A 20,781-nucleotide genomic window follows, 5' to 3' on the forward strand; every position below is an offset into this window, starting at 1 on the left:
CAAATTGTTCAGTAACGTACATCCTAAACAGTTTGCCCCTATCCTTTCTTTTTAGAGTTAGAGATAATACTAGTGAGAAGATAATACTATTACTATTATACCAAAGGAAGGTAAAAAAATGAGTTCAAAACGTGCTGTTTGGCTGGCTTTTTTCTTGAATCTGAGTTTTGCCATTATTGAGTTTATTGCAGGGGGAATCTTTGGTTCCAGTGCTGTTCTCGCTGATTCTGTCCATGACTTGGGGGATGCTCTAGCCATTGGCCTCTCGGCCTTTCTAGAAACGATCTCCAATCGTCAAGAGGATAGTCGCTATACCCTAGGCTACAAGCGTTTTAGCTTATTAGGGGCTTTAGTAACGGCAGTCATTCTGATGACCGGGTCTGGTATGGTGATTTTAGAAAATGTAAGCAAGCTTTTCCACCCTCAGCCCGTCAATGACGAAGGGCTTCTTTGGTTGGGCATGATTGCTATCAGTGTCAATGTGCTGGCGAGTCTGGTCATTCGCAAGGGGCAAACCAAGAATGAATCCATTCTCAGCCTGCATTTTTTGGAAGATACCTTAGGTTGGTTGGCTGTCATCTTGATGGCCATTGTCCTCCGATTTACTGACTGGTATATCCTAGATCCCCTCTTGTCTCTTGCTATTTCCTTCTTTATTCTGTCCAAAGCCATTCCACGTTTTTGGAGCACGCTCAAGATTTTCCTGGATGCTGTGCCAGAAGGGGTAGATATCAAGCAAGTTAAGAATGATTTAGAGCAGTTGGACAATGTCGCTAGTATCAATCAGCTTAATCTTTGGACCATGGATGGACTAGAGAAAAATGCTATTGTTCATGTTTGTCTCAAGCGGATGGAGCAGATGGAAATCTGCAAAGAAGCGATCCGTGCCTTGCTCAAAGAGAGGGGTTTTCAAAATGTCACCATCGAAGTGGATGAAGACCTAGCAACTCACCGCTCCCACAAGCGAAATATCGAAGAGCTGGAAGCCAGTCAAAGTCATGGACATGAACACCACCACCATCACCATCATTAATGGAAATCGATCATTCCTTTGTTGAGGATATTTTAGAAATCATCGATTTAATATATTGACTCCCGATTCAAATTGTGATAGACTACTCATATTTATGAAAGGATCGAGTATATGTTACAACTACAACGTATTTCAAAAGTGTATTATACGGGGAATCAAGAGTTTCACGCTTTGAAGGATATCTCGATTCGTTTCCGTGAAAATGAGTTCGTCTCGATTCTCGGACAATCGGGTTCAGGGAAAACCACCCTCTTAAATATCATCGGTGGACTCGACCAGTACACATCGGGTGATTTACTCATCCAAGGAAAATCAACCAAGCAATTTAAAGACCGCGATTGGGATAGCTACAGAAACCACACCATCGGATTCGTCTTCCAATCCTATAATCTGATTGGTCACCAAACGGCACTCTCAAACGTCGAGATTGCGATGACGCTCTCTGGCGTTTCTAAATCGGAACGCAAGAAGCGTGCCATCGAAGCACTTGAACGCGTTGGCCTAAAAGATCATTTATATAAGAAACCAAGCCAAATGTCTGGTGGACAAATGCAACGAATTGCGATTGCGCGTGCTCTTGTCAATAATCCTAAAGTCGTTTTAGCTGATGAGCCAACAGGAGCGCTCGATTCTGAGACTTCTGTTCAAATCATGGAGTTATTAAAAGACATCGCAAAGGAACGTCTAGTGATCATGGTGACGCATAACCCAGAACTGGCGAAAACCTACTCTACACGTATCGTACAAGTATTAGATGGAAATATCTTAAGCGACTCGAATCCATACGAACCAACCGAAGAACCCAAACAAGGGGACATTCAGTTTACAAAGACAAAGATGAGCTTTCTGACGGCTTTGGCCCTTTCGTTTAATAACCTATTGACGAAGAAAGGTCGGACATTTCTGACTGCCTTTGCTGGTTCCATCGGGATTATCGGGATTGCCCTGATCTTGGCCCTCTCAAATGGTGTGAGTGACTATGTGAAAAAGGTGCAAGAAGACACTCTCGTCTCTTTGCCATTGACGATTAGCGAGCAGAACCAGAGTAATCTGATGGCAACCTCTCCAGACTTGAGTGAAAAGCCTTATAGGGATAAAAACGAACTCGGTGTCAATACGCTTTTAACGAATCTATTGAAAAAACAAATCGGGAAAAATGACCTCGCTTCCTTCAAAACCTACTTGGATAAACACGCTTCAGAAGTCGCACACCTTACAAAAGACATTCGTTACCAATACAATTTACAACCCTATATTTACGCCAGTGACACCTCCAACGGTCCAAAGAGCATTCTTCCGTCTAACCTCGCGGACGAAGTCGATACGGCCAACCAAACGATTAAAGGCTATTTGCAAAACATCGACTACTGGAGCCAACTGTCAAGCGACCAGGAGATGCTTAATGCGCAATATGATGTGCTAGAAGGTCGCCTTCCGAAGGATAAATCTGAAATCGTCCTGATCGTGGATGAAGAAAACCAAATCAGTGACCTCCTCCTTTATAGCTTGCGCATCAAAGACCCTAGCGAATTAAACGATGCGAAGAAACTGGATGAACTCAAATCCCAAACCTATCAGTATAGGGATTTCATTGGAAAAACTTTCAAAGCTGTTGTCAACACGAACCGCTTCGTCAAAGAAAACAACCAATGGATGAATAAAATTGACGACGAAGCCTATATGAAGACGCAAATCGAGAATGGCCTCGAGCTTAAAATTGTCGGCGTTCTTCGTCAAAAAGAAGGCACCAGTTCTGGGGTGAACTCTCCTTCTGGCGGTGTGGCTTATACAAGCGCCCTGATTGATGACACTTCTGAACAAATTCAAAACAGTGACATCGTGAAGGAGCAAGAAGCTAACCCAACTATCAATGTATTTACTGGAAAAGCATTTGCCAAAGATCCAAAACCATTCAATTCGGCTGATTTAACCGAAGAAGAAAAAATCCAGTTGGTCAAATTGACGCCTGAACAACAAGCACAATACATCCAACAATACAACGAAAACTCGGCTGCCACTTACGAGGAAAATCTCGCGAAATTGGGTGTCATCGACAAATCCAAACCGGCTGCCATCGAGTTCTACACCTCTTCCTTCCAACAAAAACAAGAGTTGAAGGACTTCATCAACGCCTATAACACGGCGAAAAAAGACGCTGGTGAAGACGATAAAGTGCTCGCCTACTCCGACGATATTCAAACCATCATGTCTTCGATTACGACAATGGTGGGCGTGATTACAACCGTACTCGTTGGTTTCGTAGCCATCTCGCTCATCGTATCATCGATTATGATTGCGATTATCACCTACATCTCAGTTCTCGAACGTACAAAAGAAATCGGAATCTTACGTGCAATGGGGGCTTCGAAGAAAGATATCCGTCGTATCTTCACTGCCGAAACAGCCATCGAAGGATTTATTTCCGGAGTGCTCGGTATCGGAATTACACTCCTTACAACACTTCCAATCAATGCCGTCGTTGCGAAAATGACTAATGTGGAGAACGTGGCGCAGTTACCATGGGAAGCAGCGCTCATCCTGATCGGTATTTCTATTGTCCTTACCATGTTAGCTGGTCTCATCCCTTCACGCATCGCCGCAAAGAAAGACCCAGTGGAATCTTTACGTAGCGAATAAAAGCTGTAAACAATAAAGTGGATAGAAGAATGTTTCTTTATCCACTTTTTCTATTGTGTAGAAATTCTTAGAAAGGGATTCAAACCTTCTCTCCTTACATGAAAGATGGTCATTTCAAATAGATGTTGTTTTCAAAGAATAATACAGTATCGGATTGGACATAAAAAGATATTTGTTCCACTTTCTTTGAATGATTTCTTTTAATAGCTTGTGTATTTACCTAGAAAATTAGTTTCTTTTTCCAAATGATTTATAAAAGAATTTCCTAAAGGAATCCTTTTCATGGTAAAATAGTGGAAAGTATATAGTAAGGAGTAGTTATGAGTAAAAGAGCTGTGTTGATGATGACCTTTGGTTCACCAGAAGAGATTACCTATGAAGGAGTAGCGGAATTTTTCACAAATATACGCCGTGGGGTTCGTCCTGAACCACATGAAATTCAGACTTTATATGACAATTACGTCCGAATCGGTGGAACCCCACTCCAAAGGATAACTAGAGAAGAAGTGGACATGGTTGCTACTGCTCTTGGAAAACAAGCGTCGGTTTACTTTGCCAACAAATTTTCCCGCCCTTTTATCACTGATGTAATCAAAGAGATGGAGAATGACGGAATTGAAGAATGTTTGTGCTTGATTTTAGAGCCTCATTATTCTTACTATTCTGTCATGGGTTATGAAAAATTTTTAGAAAGTGGTCAGATAAAGTTCCAAATTATCAAGGATTGGTACCGTGAACATGACCTACTCCACTATTGGGCTGATGAAATCCAAAAGATTTTAGATCAGATTGGAGACGACAGTTATAAGGTGATTTTTTCAGCCCACAGTGTCCCAGTTTTGGCAATAGATTTCGGTGACCCCTATATCGACCAGATTTATGACAATAGTCGCCTGATTGCGGAGATTTTAGGGCTAAAGGAAGAACAGTACACTAATACATGGCAGAGTGAGAGTGATATAGGTATTCCTTGGATTAAACCAGATGTCTTAGAATATCTGCGAGATGAGAGTGAACACCCGAACCACTATATTTTTGTTCCGATTGCCTTTATTAGTGAGCATATTGAGGTTCTTTTTGATAATGATGTGGAGTGTAAGGAGCTTTGTCATGAGCTTGGTGTGGCCTATCACCGTCCTCCTATGCCAAATAGCGATTCTCGTTTGATTAAAGCCCTTCTTTCAACCATTCAGTCTCATATAGATGGTGACTATAGTGACTATCAACCTCAACTAGAGACTTTTGATGAGTTGGAAGCTCCTTCAAGTACAGGTCAGATTTTGGAAGCAGAAAAAGATATTCAGATGCCTGATTTCGTCAAAAAATTGATTGCTAAAAAAGGTCGAGAGAATGTCAAGATGCCATATCTAGTTAAGAAAATGCTTGAAAAGAAGTATGGTAAAAAATATGATTAAATGATGGAGTTTTAAATAAGGAAGTGGGCTAGAGCTCGATAAAAAGTGTATACTATAGGTAAGTAAGCAATAGAAAGTAGGTTGTTCCTATGAAGAAAACAGTCTATACAAAAGCTGGGCAAGTGGGCCTTGTAGAAGTGGAGCGTCCACACATCGAAGCACCAGATGATGTCATTCTCCGCATCGTTCGCACCTGTGTCTGTGGCTCTGATCTATGGAGCTACCGCAATCCAGATATTGAAGAGGGCCACCAAAATAGTGGTCACGAAGCCATTGGGATTGTGGAAGAAATCGGAGAAGCTATTACAACGGTGAAACCGGGAGACTTTGTCATCGCCCCTTTCACTCATGGTTGTGGGGAGTGTGATGCTTGTCGTGCTGGCTATGATGGGACCTGTGACCGCCATATCGGCACCAACTGGTCTGATGGGGTTCAAGCAGAGTACATGCGCTTTGAATACGCCAACTGGGCCCTTGTCAAAATCCCTGGGCAACCATCTGATTATACAGAAGCCATGCTCAAATCCTTCTTGACGCTGGCAGATGTCATGCCGACGGGCTACCATGCGGCGCGTGTGGCTCATGTAAAACGGGGCGACAAAGTGGTTGTCATCGGGGACGGAGCCGTGGGGCAATGTGCTGTGATTGCAGCTAAGATGCGGGGAGCATCGCAAATTGTCCTCATGAGTCGGCATGAGGACCGTCAACAAATGGCTTTAGAATTTGGTGCAACAGCGGTCGTAGCGGAGCGTGGGGAAGAAGGGATTGCCAAGGTCCGTGAAATCCTCGGTGGAGGAGCGGATGCCGCTCTTGAATGTGTCGGTACAGCGGCAGCTGTCGACCAAGCCCTTGGGGTTCTTCACAATGGAGGGCGCTTAGGTTTTGTCGGTGTGCCTCACTACAATAACCGTGCTCTTGGTTCAACCTTTGCGCAAAACATTTCTGTTGCAGGAGGGGCTGCTTCCGTAACAACTTATGACAAACAGTTCTTGCTGAAAGCAGTGCTTGACGGAGATATCAATCCAGGCCGCGTCTTTACACACAGTTATAGTTTAGAAGAAATCGACCAAGCCTATAAAGATATGGACGAACGCAAGACCATCAAGGCCATGATTGTGATTGAGTAACGAAAAAGTCTAGTAGAATTGTTTCTGCTAGACTTTTCTTTTATTGTGAAATAAATTCTTATTTCAAATCTGACATCACTTGTTTCTTGGTGAAGGTGCGCTCTTGTTTATTGGCTAGTGCCTTGATGCGCGCATCTAAAAGAACAGCACGACCTTCCGTACTTCGAGTATAGACCAGGTCATACTTACCTATACTCTTTCGGATTTGCTCGACAAAGGCTTGGGCCTCCTCTTTTCGTTTGTCAAAGAGGCTTGGCACGGCGAAGTATTCTGTCTGGTCGGATACTTTTTCCTGGGCTTTTAGGATGTAACGCTGGTTTTCAATCGGTGCGAAAAACTCGATCATGGTTTGCGAGAAGAGTTCTTTCTCTCGCATGGTTCCGCCCTTCATATAGATCAGCGTGTTGATGGCATCCTTCCTATCTCGGACCACTTGGATGCGGCTCTCCTGGGTTTGAATCTGCCCAGAAAGGAGCAGGGCTTGGTGAATGGCCTGGCCAAAGATCTCTAGCCGTTTATAAGGGCTCTTATAGAGATAGTAGCGCAACCAAGCAAGGAGTGCGAGAACAGCTAAGACGAATAGAAGAATAAGAGAAACAGTGTTCCTTCCTCCTCTATGTGAGTAGTAAATAAGGTTGGCGAAAGCATCGGTCAAAGCAGCGGCCGTCAGCCAGCGAGCTAGCTTTCTGGCATCAAAAAATAGGGCCAGAGGCAGGAAGTGTTTATCCACTTGGACCTCGTTTGCAATCTCCATATTCTCAAGAATCGGAAGAGCTTTTTGCCAGCCATCCCGAAGTTCTTGACGATGAGTGGAGCGCTCTAAGGACTCTTTGTTGAGTTTCTGTAACTGTTTTTTAGTATAGCGGATATTGTCAAAGGATAGACGTTCGATTCCGGATTCGATAAAGGGTTCCTTGTAGTGAAGGCCTAAAAATTGCTTCATCCGTCTCTCTAAAAGCTCTAGATCAGGACTGTATTCTTTCAGTTGATCAGTGATGGCTTCGATCTCTTCCTTTTCAAGATCGGACTTTTCATACCATTTCTTTGAGGAAAGATTGATGGAGACCAGATGCCAGATGTTACTGGTCTTGTCTGGATCTTGGGGCCATACTCGGATGGCACGGCCTCGCATTTGGTTGCTAAGCATAAAGCTACCGACAAAGCTCGCTAGGATCAGGGAGTTGACACAAGGAGCATCCCAGCCTTCTCCTAGAAGAGACTTGGTTCCAATCACGACTTGGATGAGCCCCTCTTGAAAGAGCTGGGTCACAGCTGTCACCAAATCATGTTGAGAACCAACCAAACGAACCTTGAGAAAGTCATCAGGAAATAATTGGCCGACATTTTGGTAAGTCAGTCGATCCGCTCCTAGAAGCTCTTCTAGTTTTGGCTTCGCAACTATTGGGATGATGACGATACTACCTGTTAAGACAGCGATGGCAGGAGGGGTCGTTAGCTCCATGCTTTCCCTGCGAATGGATTCGAAATAAGAGAGTACTCCCAACTGAGTGAATTGGGCATCCTTATCCCCGAGATGAACTTCAAAGTCTTGGCGAATATAGTCTGTTAAAACCAGTTGGCGCAGTTGGCTTCCAAGAGCCTGGTATTCCGCCTTGAAAATCTCTCGAACCGCATTGAGTTTTCCGAGGGATTGATTGAGCAGGAGATCTTGCTTTTTGTTGCGGACCAGTTTGACTTGTTTTCGATCGATTAAGCTAGCTGCTTTTAATTCATGGAGGACTTGCTTTTCGTATTCTTCTGGTAGATTGTACCAGTGAGGCACCTGAAAGAGCAGGCCTTGCAGAAGAGTTTCAAGCCAGTCCATGGTAAAGGTAGGTAGTTTTTTAGCTCCTAGAAGGTCCTGGAAACGGTTGGGAAAGGCGATTCCCTTGCTTCGAAGAAAGATCAGGGTAGCAGAGAGATACTTGGGCTCATTGAGCAATTCATCATCACTGATCTGCCCTGATAAGGCCTGACAGGATTGCAGGTGTTGACAAAAGAGGGGGTCTGAAGTCAGTTGCTGCAAGAGAGCATTCTTTTGTTGGCTAAAGGCATCCAACTGAGCCTGCTCTTCTTTGGTTGGAAAGGCAAAGTAGACATAGTCTTGGTGGGGACAAAGGGTTTCTTCCTTGACCAATTCGGGAACCGTGATTTCCTCATCAATCTCACCACACATTCGGATATAGCGTTCCCAAAGAGCAGGGTCCCCTTCATAGGGAGGGGTAGCAGTGAGGGAGATCATCTTTAAGTCAGGGAAGGCTTGGCGAAAGGCTTCCAAACTTTTCCACCATTCATTGCGCAGGTGGTGACACTCATCTAAACAGAGGGTTCCAAGTGAGATGTCTTTGAAAGTAGAAAAGATGTCAAAGCCTTTGAAATCAAATGTTTCAATCTCTGCCTGGTCATCGGTATCCTCGATTTGCGATTGGCCAACGACTTGATTCATGGCGCTGTGGAGGGCCTGATAGGTAGCCACTGTAATCAGCTTAGGATGTTTGAGGTCCTGAGAGATCAATTGCTCCGCTTGGCTTTCATCTTTCAAGAATGCTTGGATAATCCGGTCGACCCATTGTTGACGAATCGTGACCGTAGGTGCCAAGATCAGGGTTGGTTGCCCAAAGCGTCGGATAAATTCGATACCTAAGGTTGTTTTCCCAGAGCCAGGAGCCGCCACCAAATGCAGGTGGCCATCCGCCATAAAAGCCTCACTCTTATCGAGAACGTGTTTTTGATAGTGTCTCCATTGACCTGTAAAAGCTAGTTCTTGTAACATTGGTTTCCTCCCTTGTACTGTCCCCATTATATCATAGTTGAAGGTATTCATTAGAAGGGGAGTTGCTATGGAAGGGAAATCACCATATTTGCAATCTCTTCTTGACACCGGCTAGAAGGACTTATATAATGTTACAAACAAGTTTGGAGGTAGCCGATGATCCATAAACATGAAATTCCTATTTTAGAGTTTGACGACAACCCACAGGCAGTCATAATGCCTACCCATGAGGGGCTAGACCTGCATTTGCCTGAAAAATGCGTTTATGCTTTCTTAGAGGATGAGATTGACCGCTTTGCCAAAGCTGCTGGAGCCAAACAAGTAGCTAGCTTTGTCTCAGCTACCAAGACCTATCCGGTTTATGTCATGGAGCACCAAGGAGAGGAAATCTGCTTGGTCCAAGCGCCAGTTGGATCTGCATCAGCAGCTCAATTCATGGATTGGTTGATTGGATATGGGGTGAAGAAGATCATTTCGGCAGGTAGCTGTGGCGTCTTGGTAGACATGGAAGAAAATGCCTTTTTAATCCCGACCAAGGCCTTGCGAGATGAGGGAGCTAGTTACCATTATGTGGCGCCTTCTCGGTATATAGAAGTGGATCGTCGCGCACTGACTGCCATTGAAAGGGTTCTAAAACAAGCGTCCATTCCCTATCAAGAAGTGATGACTTGGACGACGGACGGCTTTTATAGAGAAACGCCTGACAAGGTAGCCTATCGCATTGAAGAAGGCTGTAGCGTTGTGGAGATGGAGTGCGCGTCACTTGCAGCAGTAGCCCAGCTTCGTGATGCGGTTTGGGGCTTGCTCCTATTTACCGCAGATTCTCTTGCAGACCTGGAAAATTATGACCAGCGTGACTGGGGATCTGAAGCATTCGATAAAGCCTTAGAATTGTGCCTTGAAATGGTTCTTCACTTGTAGGTCTATTCTCTTTTTATGGTACAATGAAGCTATGTTAGTCAAATTATTTTTTAAACAATGGCAATCCAAGATTAAAAGCCTGTCTCCAGCAAGGAGGATCTTTTTCAGCTTTGTCTTGGTTATCTTAATTGGCTCCCTCTTATTGAGTCTGCCTTTTGTCCAGCAAGCAAGCTCAAAAGCAGGTTATGTTGACCACCTTTTTACAGCAGTCTCCATGGTCTGTGTGACAGGGCTCTTTACCCAATCAGTAGCCTCGACCTACAATGCCTGGGGGCAGTTGATCTGTATGCTCTTGATTCAGATCGGTGGCCTGGGGATCTTGACCTTTATCGGACTTTTCTTTATGGAAAGTCGTCAAAAGCTCAGCTACAAGGACCGACAGACCATTCGGGACAGCTTTAGCTTTAGCAATAACCAGAGCTTGGCCCGTTTTGTCCGTTCTATTTTCATAACCACCTTTACCATCGAAGGACTGGGGGCCTTGCTCCTCATGATTCGCTTCATTCCTCGCTTCGGCTGGGGGCATGGAATCTTTAACTCCATCTTTGTCGCGGTTTCAGCTTTTTGTAATGCGGGCTTTGATAATTTTGGGGGCGATAGTATGATGAGTTTCCAGACCGATTGGCTGGTGAACCTGACATTGTCTGCCCTTATTATTACTGGGGGCTTGGGCTTTATGGTCTGGTTTGACCTGGCCACCAAGGCCCGCAATCAATCAGGACGGCGGACTCTTCGCTTCCATACCAAGGTGGTTCTCTGGTTAACAGCTGCGATCCTCCTCTTTGGGACAGTCACCAGTCTCTTGACCGAGTTTGATAATCCGGCATCCATTGGGTCCCTCCCCTTAGGAGAGAAAATTTTAGTCAGCTTTTTCCAAACCGTCAGCATGCGGACAGCTGGTTTTGCTTCCTTAGATTATACAGCAGTCCGGCCAGTGACGCTCTTCGTCTATCTCTTGCAGATGTTTTTAGGTGGAGCACCAGGTGGGACAGCAGGGGGCATGAAGATCACCACCTTCCTGGTCCTCTTGCTCCTGGCTCGGAAGGAACTATTGGGGCTACCACATACCAATTTAGGAAAACGTACGATTTCACCAGACATTGTTCAACGTTCCTTTGGGACGGCGGTGATTTTCCAGTTGACCTTCTTAGTGGGTCTATTAGGAATCTGTTTGGTAACGCCGGATGGCCAACGCTTTATTTATTTGGTCTTTGAGGTGGTATCCGCTCTAGCGACAGTGGGAGTGACCGCCAATGTGACCTCGACCTTAAATGGAGCGGGATTAGGCATTATCATGGTCCTCATGTTTATCGGACGGATCGGTCCCTTGACCCTCATGGTTAGCTTGAACAATTACCAAGCCAAGAAAGCAGATACCTTGCAGTATGCCAAGGCAGATATCATTATTGGATAGGAGAAACTTATGGAGAATCGAACCATTGGAATTTTAGGATTAGGAATTTTTGGACAGAGTGTCCTGAAAACCCTGCAGGACCAGGATGTGGATATTATTGCAATTGATGATCACGAAGATGTGATTAATCAGTATGAATCCATGATTACAACTGGAATTGTTGGAGACATTACGGAGTTGGACCTCTTGGATGCAGCAGATATTGGGAACTGTGATACAGTCGTCATCGCGACGGGTGAAAACCTGGAGTCCAGTGTGCTGGCTGTTATGCACTGTAAGTCACTTGGCGTCGAGCATGTCATTGCCAAGGTCAAGAATGAAGTGACCAAGGAAGTCCTTGAGAAAATTGGGGCTGATTTGGTCATCCTACCAGAGGTGGAAGCGGGAATGTCCCTAGCCAAGATGATTCTCTTCCAACATGGGATTGAAGTTTTCCAGTTGGATGAAGAAGTGGTGGTGGTCGAGTTTACGGTTCCAGCTAGCTGGGTAGGAAAAAGCATCCAAGACTTGGAAATCAGAGACCAATATCAACTCAATATTATTGGTTATCGAGATGCGGAAGACCAGCCTTTGCGAAGTCAGATTGGTCCCGACTTTATCTGGCCAGAAGGGGTGCGCGTGATGGCGGTGACAGACAACCAGTATCTGGATAGAATCCAAGACCTCTTAGAGGAAAGGAACTGAGAAAACGACCGAATGGTCGTTTTTATATAGAAAAACTGTTTTATATATAAATTAACCTAGATTATTCTTCAAAGAAATCAGCTATTTCTTATTTTAAAGTCTTTTCAGTAATGATTTAAACTTTCCGCTGTGAGAAAAGTGCCTGAAACTCAATTGTTTCAGGCACTCGGGAGTTTTGAAACTTTAGGTTCAAAACTAAGTCATGGAACTTCGTAGAAGTTCGCTGACGCCCGCCCTCACCTAAGGAAAGTTATTAATAAATTTTATCTTCATATTGAAATAACAGCAAGTTTTTTATAACAAATTTATTACTAACTAAGAATTAAAGTTTCTTTAAGCATTTTCTTTTATAGTAGAACTATCAAAATACTTCCAATGTGGAATAGAAGGATGAATGATGAACATTCTTAAATTTATACGACCTGAAAAGCCATTAAAAGAGCTCAAATGGCATGATATCGCTATTGTGACTGCGATCATGTTTGGGCAGTTTATTGTCTGGTCTACAGAACTCTTCCTTGCCAGTCTTCACCCAGTTGCGCAAACCGTTAGCACAGCCACGGAGACAGCTACCAATACAGCAACGGATGGGGCAGCCTACTCCAGTAACTTTACTTTACAGATTATCTTATTAGCCCTAGCAGTAGGTTACTTGCTTCTGCGGAGTTTTGACTTCAAGCAACTACCGATCCGTTTTAAGTGGTCGACCTTGCTCTGGGTTCCCTTTCTTTTTGCCATCGTTGGTTTCTTTGGGGACATTGTAACGACAGTAAGTGGAGAGTATGATTACTTTAACATTACCCTCCTCCCATACATCAATCCCATACAGATTATCCACAAGTTCCTAGCGCTTAGTCCCATGGCCATTGCCTATGGTTTACTCAATGGATTCTATGAAGAATTTTTCTTTCTGGGACTAATGACTTCTGTCAATGATAAGTACAAGTGGTGGGCGCTGGCTTATTCGACTTTGATACGGGTTTCCTTCCATACCTACCAGGGCTTGCTCTGGGCAGTGGTCATCGGAATTGTCTATGGACTCTTTTATTACGTAATGTATAAGAAGGTGGTAAAAAACCTCTTGCCTTTCTTCCTCATGCATGCCTTGGCCGATATGTTTGGATCTAGCTTGCTCTATCTCTTGATTAACTGGGGGAGTTAATAAAATCCTTGAAAAACTGGACATTTTGTCCAGTTTTTTATCTGCTTTGAAACTCCTGAATGATGGGAAAATCCCTGTAGAAAAGGCGCAAAGATGGTATAATAGAACTATCATTTTACAGGAATCATAACATTATGAAATTAGTCTATACAGATATTCGAACCCCTTTAACCCAGGTCTTGGTGGATGAAGCCAATCGTTTGGTTGCAGAAGGGAAGCGGGTCTTTTATATCGCGCCCAACTCTCTATCTTTTGAGAAGGAGCGCAAAGTCTTGCAACTCATAGACCAGAAGGCTTCTTTTGCCATCACCATTACGCGCTTTGCTCAGATGGCACGCTATTTTACACTTAATGAAAGCCACCAGCAGCAGTCGCTCGATGATATCGGTCTTGGCATGCTCTTTTTTAAGGTGCTTTCTCAGATGCCGGATGAAGAGCTCAAGGTTTATGCCCGTCTTAAGAAGGATCCCCAGTTTATCCAACAATTGATCCAGCTCTTTCATGAGTTGCAGACGGCCCAGATGACAGCATCCGACTTGGATGCCTTGCCAGATCAGGAAAAGAGGGAAGATCTGATCCATATTTTGAAGGCTGTTCAAGACCAGTTAGTAGCAGGTTCTTTTGAGTCTGAGTCTAAGTTGGCTAGTTTTGCCTCTCACCTTGTCAAGGGAGATTTGGATGAGGAGTTAAAAGACTTGGCTTTAGTGATTGACGGCTTTACCCGTTTCTCAGCCGAGGAGGACTACCTAGTTCATTTACTGCACGACAAGGGCGTCGAGATCATTATTGGGGCATACACCAGTGAGAAAGCCTATCGCTCGAGCTTTCGTGAAGGAAACCTCTACCAGGCCAGTGTGGACTTCCTGCTAGACTTGACTAGGACCTACCAGGTCACGCCAAGCTATGTCGGTCAAGGAAAAGAGGATGCCTTTAGTCGTATGACGCGGATCTTGGAAGCTCGTTATGACTTTACAGAGGTAGAGGGTGAGCTGTCTGATCAAGATCGAGAAGCAGTAGAGATTTGGACCTGTAACCATCAAAAGGAAGAATTAGAGGCGGTAGCCCGCTCCATTCGCCAGCGTCTGTATGAGGGAGTTCGTTACAAAGATATTCGAGTCCTCTTGGGGGATGTGGATGCTTATCAGCTCCAGCTCAAGACCATCTTTGACCAGTATCAGATTCCCTTTTATTTTGGAAAGAGTGAGTCCATGTCCCAGCATCCCCTTGTCCAATGGGTGGAATCCTTGGACCGTCTTCGTCGCTATCGGTTTTTGACCGAGGATGTGGTCAATCTCTTGAAGACGGGGCTCTATGGGACGCTAACACGAGAGGACATCGACCATTTCGAACAATATGTTCGCTTTGCAGAGATTAAGGGTCTGGCTGCCTTTTCACGTGACTTTACGGCCAACCACCAGGACAAGTTTGACCTAGAGCGTCTCAATCAGATTCGCCAGCAGGTCATCAGCCCCTTGCAGGAATTTTATAAGACCAAGAGCCAGACCAGCCAGGGCCTACTGAAGAAGTTTGCCCATTTTTGCCAAGAGGCGCAGCTGGCGCAAAACATGCAACAGTTAGCCAGTCGTGGTTCAGAGCAGGAGATGGAACGTTATGACCAGGTCTGGAAGTCCTTTAGCCATGTGCTAGAACAATTTGCCCAGGTCTTTGATCAAATCAAGGTGACCTTAGATGATTTTCTTAGCCTTCTCTTGTCAGGGATCTTGTTGGCAAGCTATCGGACAGTCCCAGCGACAGTGGATGTAGTGACGGTTCAGTCCTATGATTTGATTGAGCCCTTATCAGCTCCTTATGTTTATGCCATTGGCTTGACCCAGGAGCGCTTCCCTAAGATTGCCAAGGACCAATCCTTGCTGACAGATGAGGAGCGTCAGGTCTTGAACCAAGCTTCAGACGAACAGGCTAATCTCCAAATTGCCAGTCAGGACAACTTACGGAAGAATCGCTTCGTCGCCCTATCTCTCTTCAATGCAGCCACCAAACACTTAGTCTTGTCCAGTCCTATCCTTGTCAATGAGGTGGACGATAAGATGTCCCCTTACTTGCTTGAGCTGACCAAGGCACCGCTTACTCTACCTGTCATTGAGAAGAAGGCAAGGGCTTCTAGTGAAGATATGGGGACTTACCAGGCCCTCTTAGCTCGACTGATTGAATTGCACCAGGGAGAAATTGACCAGGAGTTGAGCAAGGAAGAAGCGACCTTCTGGGCAGTTGCCATTCGCGTCCTTCGGAAGAAATTAGCTTCAGAAGGCTTGCATATCCCGCAATTCAGCCAAAGCTTGACGACCAAGGTCTTAGAGGATGAGACGCTGGAAGTCCTTTATCCAAAAGGGCAGGCTCTATCTTTGTCTGCCTCAGCTCTCAACACCTACTACCAAAACCAATACAGCTATTATCTCCACTATGTCCTAGGTTTGCAGGAGGAGTGGCACTTGCGCCCAGACGCGAGAAGCCATGGGAATTTCTTGCACCGTATTTTTGAACGGGTGCTGAAAGATCCTTCAGAAGGGGATTTTAATGAGCGCTTGAACAAGGCCATTCGCGAAACCAGCCAGGAGACAGAGTTCGCTCTCCTTTATCAGGAGAATGCTATGGCCACTTTTTCAAAAGAATTGCTCCTGGATACAGCTCGGGCGACTGGTCGTGTCCTCGCTCATAATGACAGTATTGAAACCATTGGAGAAGAAGCTCTCTTCGGCAGAGAAGATCGTCCCTTCTTAACCTTAGAAGATGGTCGTCCGCTCTTGGTCAAGGGCAAGGTCGATCGGATTGACAGGCTGTCTGATACAGGAGCTTTGGGAGTGGTGGACTACAAGTCCAGTGAGACCAAGTTTAACTTTGAGAAGTTCTTTAACGGTCTCAACTCCCAATTGCCAACTTATCTATCTGCTATCAAAGACTTTCAGGCTTTTGATCCTGACAAGGGGATTTTTGGAGCCATGTACTTGCAAATGGTGGATCCTTTGGTGCCTCTCAAGGATACCAAGGCGGTCGAAGATGCTGTCCAAGTGGTTCTAAAATCCCAGCAGTACAAAGGGCTCTTCTTGGCGGATCAAGCTAGCCAACTAGGGGAGAGCTATGAGAAAAACAAGGCCATGTTGCTGAGTCAAGAGGAGCTAGATCTGCTCTTGCTCTATAATGCCCATCTCTATCAACAAGCAGCCCAGGGCATCTTATCGGGAGACTTTGCTATCAACCCTTATACTGAAAATGGTCGAAGCATTGCTCCATATGTAGAACAATACAAATCGATTACAGGATTTGAAGCCAATCTCCACTTAGGACAAGCTCGCTTCTTGGAGAAACTGGACCTAAGTCAGTATGCCAAACGTCCAGTTGGTGACAAGCTTCGTCAGGCCTGGATAGAAAAAATGAAGGAGGAATTGAGTCGATGAAGCCAATTGAATTTTTAAGTCCCGTTCAGATTCAAGACCTCCAAATCCAGGAGGCCCAGTCTGACAAGGAACAAAAACGGACCCCTGAGCAGATAGAAGCCATCTATTCGTCAGGGACCAATATCCTAGTATCAGCTTCGGCTGGATCTGGAAAGACCTTTGTCATGGTTCAACGGATCCTGGATCAGTTGCATCGGGGGATTTCTATCCAGCAATTGTCCATCTCGACCTTTACCGTCAAGGCAGCGACTGAGCTCAAGGAACGCTTAGAAAAAGAGTTAGAGAAAAGTCTTAAGGCTAGCCAGGATGAGGAGCTCAAGCACCACTTGGCTCAACAAATTGCAGAATTACCAACTAGTGATATCGGAACCATGGATGCCTTCACGCAGCGACTGGTCTCCAAATATGGTTATTTAGTAGGCCTCTCGCCGACCTTCCGCATTCTTCAAAGCGCGAGCGAGCAGTACCTGCTTAAGAATGACTGTTTTGAACAAGTCTTTGAACGCTTTTATGAGGAGCAAGGGCCTGACCGCCTCTTTAGTCGCTTGGTCAAAAACTTTACAGGAAAGGGCAAGTCGCTAGCTGGTTTTAAGGACCAGGTTCATGCCCTGGTAGATTTTCTCCAATCCACTGCGGATCCCCAAGCCTGGCTAGAGGATTCCTTCCTCAAAGGCTATCAAGACCTGCACTATGATGAAGCCTTGGACCATTTGGCCCAAGAGGTAAAAGAGCAGCTCTTTGAATTGGAATCTTTCTTTACCTTCCACCTGGCCAATGAAGGCCAAGCCTTTTCAGGGGCCAAGTACCAAGAGAATGTCACAGCTATTCAAGACTTAATCGCTAGTCTTAATGAGCAGTCCAGCCAGGAAGCCATCTTTGAGGTCTTAGAGCGGGTGGTCTTGATTTCTCGTGCTAGCGGAGGACGAAGCCTGACCATCACGACACGAAAAGAAGACCTGAAAGAGCTAGCTACTGCCTTCAATGACGAACGTAAAGAACGGATTGAAGCCTTGCGCGCAGCAGCTTCCCAGCATTACCAGCTAACCTATCAGATTCTCTTTAAGGATGAGCCCTTGCCTTTACTAGTCTTGCTCAGGGACTTTGTCCAAGCTTTCTCCACTGCTTATTTAGAACGCAAGAAGCAGGAAAATGCCTTTGAATTTGGCGACATCAGCCATTTTGCCATCCAGATTCTAGAAGAATTTCCTCATATCCGTAAGCTCTATCAAGAGCGCTACCACGAGGTCATGGTCGATGAGTACCAGGATACCAACCATACTCAAGAGCGAATGTTGGAGCTCTTGTCTAATGGCCACAACCGCTTCATGGTGGGAGATATCAAGCAGTCTATCTACCGCTTCCGTCAGGCAGATCCTCAGATTTTTAATGACAAGTTTAAGGCCTACCAAGAAGAAGAGGCAGATGGCAAGTTGATTCTGCTCAAGGAGAATTTCCGGAGCCATGTAGAGGTTTTAGAAGCGACCAACCACGTCTTTGAACGCCTCATGGATGAGGAAGTTGGAGAAATTCTCTATGACCAGAGCCATCGCTTGATTGCAGGCAATCCAGAGAAGAAGGAGCCGACACCGGCCTATGAGACGGAGTTCCTGCTCTATGATGGCAGTCAGGAAGTGGATGAAACAGGTGAAGACGAGGAGCAAGAAGGGGATAGTCTATCCTCAGGTGAAGTCCTTTTGGTCATCAAGGAGATCATCCGCCTCCACAATGAAGAGGGGGTACCTTTCAAGGATATGACGCTTTTAACGGCTTCTCGGACCCGTAACGACAAGGTTCTTTCAGCCTTTGAAGCCTATCAGATTCCTATCGTTGCGGACGGGGGAGAGGAAAACTACCTCCAGTCGGTTGAGGTCATGGTCCTCTTGGATACCCTCCGCACCATTAACAATCCCTTACAGGACTATCCTTTGGTGGCCCTCATGAAATCAGCCATGTTTGAATTTGACGAGGACCAGTTGGCCCGTTTAGCCTTACAGAGAGGTGAAGGCAAAAAAGCAGAAAATCTCTATGAGAAACTGCAACATGCCTTAGACCAGACTGGAAGTGCTCCTCAATTGATCGATGCGAGCTTAAAAGAGAAACTCACTCGCTTTATGGAGACACTGGATGCCTGGCGTGACTATGCCCAGACGCACTCCCTTTACGATCTGCTTTGGAAGATTTACCAAGATCGCCACTATTATGATTATGTAGGTGCCCTGCCAAATGGAGCCCAACGGCAGGCCAATCTCTATTCCTTGACCCTTCGTGCAAATGATTTCGAAAGCTCTAGCTTCAAGGGGCTGCCTCGCTTTATTTCCATGATTGATAAGATTTTGGAAAATCAGCACGACTTGGCCAATGTTGCTCAGGCAGTTCCTAAGGATGCTGTCCAGCTTATGACCATCCATAAGAGCAAGGGGCTTGAGTTTCCTTATGTCTTTATCCTCAATACTGACAAAAAGTTTGTCGGCAAGGAACTATCTACCAATGCCGTTATCAGTCGGAAAAATGGGGTGGGCATCAAGTATGTGGCTAGTCTTCCCGTTGAAAATGACCAGCCTGGCCTCCCAGAAGATATTCGATTGGTCATTGAGACCCTACCCTACCAGCGAAATGTCGAGGAAATTCGTCTGGCAGCCTTGTCGGAGCAGATGCGCCTCCTCTATGTCGCTATGACCCGGGCAGAGCGCAAGCTCTACTTGGTCGGTAAGGGGCGGCAGGATAAGTTGGAAGAGAGAAAATGGGGAGCCAGTGTCAATGGACGCTTGAGCCCAGCTCTTCGCAAGGAGATCAATTGTTTCCAAGACTGGCTCTACGCTATTCAGGCAGTTTTTGCCCAGCAACACTTGGCCTATCAGACTCGCTTTGTGACCGACCAAGACTTGACGCCGGAGCAAATCGGTCACTTGGAGTTGAAGACGTCTCTCCCAGTCGATGACCTCAAGGACAACCGCCAATCAGAAGAGATTCGCCGTGCCCTGGATGTCTTGGAATCTGTGGACCGACTCAACACCCAGTACCAAGCTGCTATCCAACTCCCTAGTGTGCGGACACCGAGTCAAATTAAAAAATTCTATGAACCCATCCAAGATATGGAAGGAGTGGATCTCATGGAAAAATCGGACGTCCCATTACCAAGCTTTGAGTTTCCAAACTTCGGCAAGGAAGAAGCTGTAACAGGAGCAGCAGTCGGTAGTGCCCTACACGAACTGATGCAACGGATTCCATTGACGATGATGCCGACGATGGAAAGCCTAGCAATGGTTCTCAAAGAGGTCAATGCCAGCCCAGCAGTCAAGGAGCGGATCGACCTCAAGAAGGTCTTGGCCTTCTTCCAGACTGACTTGGGCCAACTCATGCTCAAGGAGGCAGACAAGGTCCATCGTGAAGCCCCATTTGCCATGCTCAAGACGGATCCAACTAGTGGTCAGGACTTTGTGGTCCGGGGGATCTTAGACGGCTACCTGCTTCTGGAAAATCGGATCCTTCTCTTTGACTACAAGACAGACCGTTACCGCAACCCTCAGGACATGCTAGATCGCTACCAAGCCCAACTGGAACTCTACGCAGAAGCCCTCCGTCGCTCCTATAGTGTAGACTGCATCGAATCGTATTTGATCCTACTAGGAGGTGAGCAATTGCAAGTCGTTTCTCTAGCAGATAGAAAGGAACAATCATGACCCCTATCGAACGAATCCAAGAGATGGAAGGCCATCTCAACGCCTACCAAGGCTTAATCGAAGAGCTTGAAGCATGTTTACAACGAGTGGAAGCTGGCCAGTCTCGCTATATCGCCCTTCGCGATTACTACACCAGCCAGGTCTATATGGAGGATGTCGAACTGTCCAACCAACCAGACTTCCCTGATGAAGTCTACTGTGGTGTGCTGTCGGAAGATGCCGTCTACGATTTGTTGGACGAGCATTACCAAAAGGCAGTGGAAATGCTAGACCTTGCGACTAAGATGTTAAAAGAACGATAAGAACACAAAAAGAGAGTGGGACAGAAATCGGTAATTCGTTAGAATTCGATTTCGTCGTCCCACCTCCGCACAGTTGAGTAGGGCTGTAAAAGCTGATGAAATCAGCGTAGTAGAGCCCACTCAACCACTGCGTCTTGCTCGACAATCCAAAGACAATTGAGAGGCTAGGACTTTTGTTCCATCCTCTATTGATACGCAAAACAGGTCAACAGATGACCTA

Annotated in this window: 12 protein-coding genes; 11 read left to right on the forward strand and 1 reads right to left on the reverse strand. The window is 45.6% G+C overall.

Features of this window, described 5'->3' with window-relative positions; all coding sequences use genetic code 11:
• Positions 1 to 118: 118 nt before the first annotated feature.
• The 4 genes from E5S68_RS01750 (at position 119) to E5S68_RS01765 (ending at position 6,212) form a co-directional block, all read left to right on the forward strand.
• Positions 119 to 1,033: a cation diffusion facilitator family transporter gene (locus E5S68_RS01750; RefSeq protein WP_135782101.1), complete on the forward strand. Its 915-nt coding sequence runs from the start codon at positions 119 to 121 to the stop codon at positions 1,031 to 1,033.
• A 111-nt stretch (positions 1,034 to 1,144) separates the two neighbouring features.
• Positions 1,145 to 3,670: an ABC transporter ATP-binding protein/permease gene (locus E5S68_RS01755; protein ID WP_135782102.1), complete on the forward strand. Its 2,526-nt coding sequence runs from the start codon at positions 1,145 to 1,147 to the stop codon at positions 3,668 to 3,670.
• A gap of 320 nt (positions 3,671 to 3,990) precedes the next feature.
• Positions 3,991 to 5,085 carry a ferrochelatase gene (hemH, locus tag E5S68_RS01760; protein ID WP_135782103.1) on the forward strand — a complete coding sequence of 365 codons (1,095 nt, stop codon included), beginning with the start codon at positions 3,991 to 3,993 and terminating at the stop codon, positions 5,083 to 5,085.
• An 89-nt stretch (positions 5,086 to 5,174) separates the two neighbouring features.
• Complete coding sequence (locus tag E5S68_RS01765; protein WP_135782104.1) at positions 5,175 to 6,212, forward strand: zinc-binding dehydrogenase; 1,038 nt, start codon at positions 5,175 to 5,177, stop codon at positions 6,210 to 6,212.
• Between the two features lie 58 nt (positions 6,213 to 6,270).
• On the opposite strand, the gene E5S68_RS01770 is transcribed toward E5S68_RS01765, so the two are convergent.
• Positions 6,271 to 8,985 (reverse strand): DEAD/DEAH box helicase family protein, encoded by a 2,715-nt coding sequence (locus tag E5S68_RS01770; RefSeq protein ID WP_135782105.1) that lies wholly within the window; start codon positions 8,983 to 8,985, stop codon positions 6,271 to 6,273.
• A 156-nt stretch (positions 8,986 to 9,141) separates the two neighbouring features.
• Here E5S68_RS01770 and E5S68_RS01775 point away from each other — a divergent pair, with 156 nt between their 5' ends.
• From E5S68_RS01775 to E5S68_RS01805, 7 genes are all read left to right on the forward strand, one after another.
• Entirely contained in the window at positions 9,142 to 9,906 is a 765-nt protein-coding gene (locus tag E5S68_RS01775; RefSeq protein ID WP_135782106.1) for a nucleoside phosphorylase, read from the forward strand.
• Positions 9,907 to 9,937: 31 nt separating this feature from the next.
• Positions 9,938 to 11,320 carry a TrkH family potassium uptake protein gene (locus E5S68_RS01780; protein WP_135782107.1) on the forward strand — a complete coding sequence of 461 codons (1,383 nt, stop codon included), beginning with the start codon at positions 9,938 to 9,940 and terminating at the stop codon, positions 11,318 to 11,320.
• A 9-nt stretch (positions 11,321 to 11,329) separates the two neighbouring features.
• Positions 11,330 to 12,004, forward strand: coding sequence for a potassium channel family protein (locus tag E5S68_RS01785; RefSeq protein ID WP_135782108.1), 675 nt, complete (start codon positions 11,330 to 11,332; stop codon positions 12,002 to 12,004).
• 397 nt (positions 12,005 to 12,401) lie between these two features.
• Positions 12,402 to 13,166, forward strand: a complete 765-nt coding sequence (locus E5S68_RS01790) for a CPBP family intramembrane glutamic endopeptidase (protein WP_135782109.1) — start codon at positions 12,402 to 12,404, stop codon at positions 13,164 to 13,166.
• 134 nt (positions 13,167 to 13,300) lie between these two features.
• Positions 13,301 to 16,579, forward strand: coding sequence for an ATP-dependent nuclease subunit B (gene rexB, locus E5S68_RS01795; RefSeq protein ID WP_135782110.1), 3,279 nt, complete (start codon positions 13,301 to 13,303; stop codon positions 16,577 to 16,579).
• On the forward strand, positions 16,576 to 20,259 hold the full coding sequence (gene addA / locus E5S68_RS01800; RefSeq protein WP_135782111.1) for a helicase-exonuclease AddAB subunit AddA: 3,684 nt from the start codon (positions 16,576 to 16,578) through the stop codon (positions 20,257 to 20,259). The genes rexB and addA overlap by 4 nt, the downstream gene beginning before the upstream one ends.
• A complete protein-coding gene (locus tag E5S68_RS01805; protein WP_135782112.1) occupies positions 20,256 to 20,561 on the forward strand; it encodes a DUF4298 domain-containing protein in 306 nt (101 codons plus the stop codon). The genes addA and E5S68_RS01805 overlap by 4 nt, the downstream gene beginning before the upstream one ends.
• Positions 20,562 to 20,781: the final 220 nt, after the last annotated feature.

The organism is Streptococcus rubneri (genome assembly GCF_004785935.1).
Taxonomy (GTDB): domain Bacteria; phylum Bacillota; class Bacilli; order Lactobacillales; family Streptococcaceae; genus Streptococcus; species Streptococcus rubneri.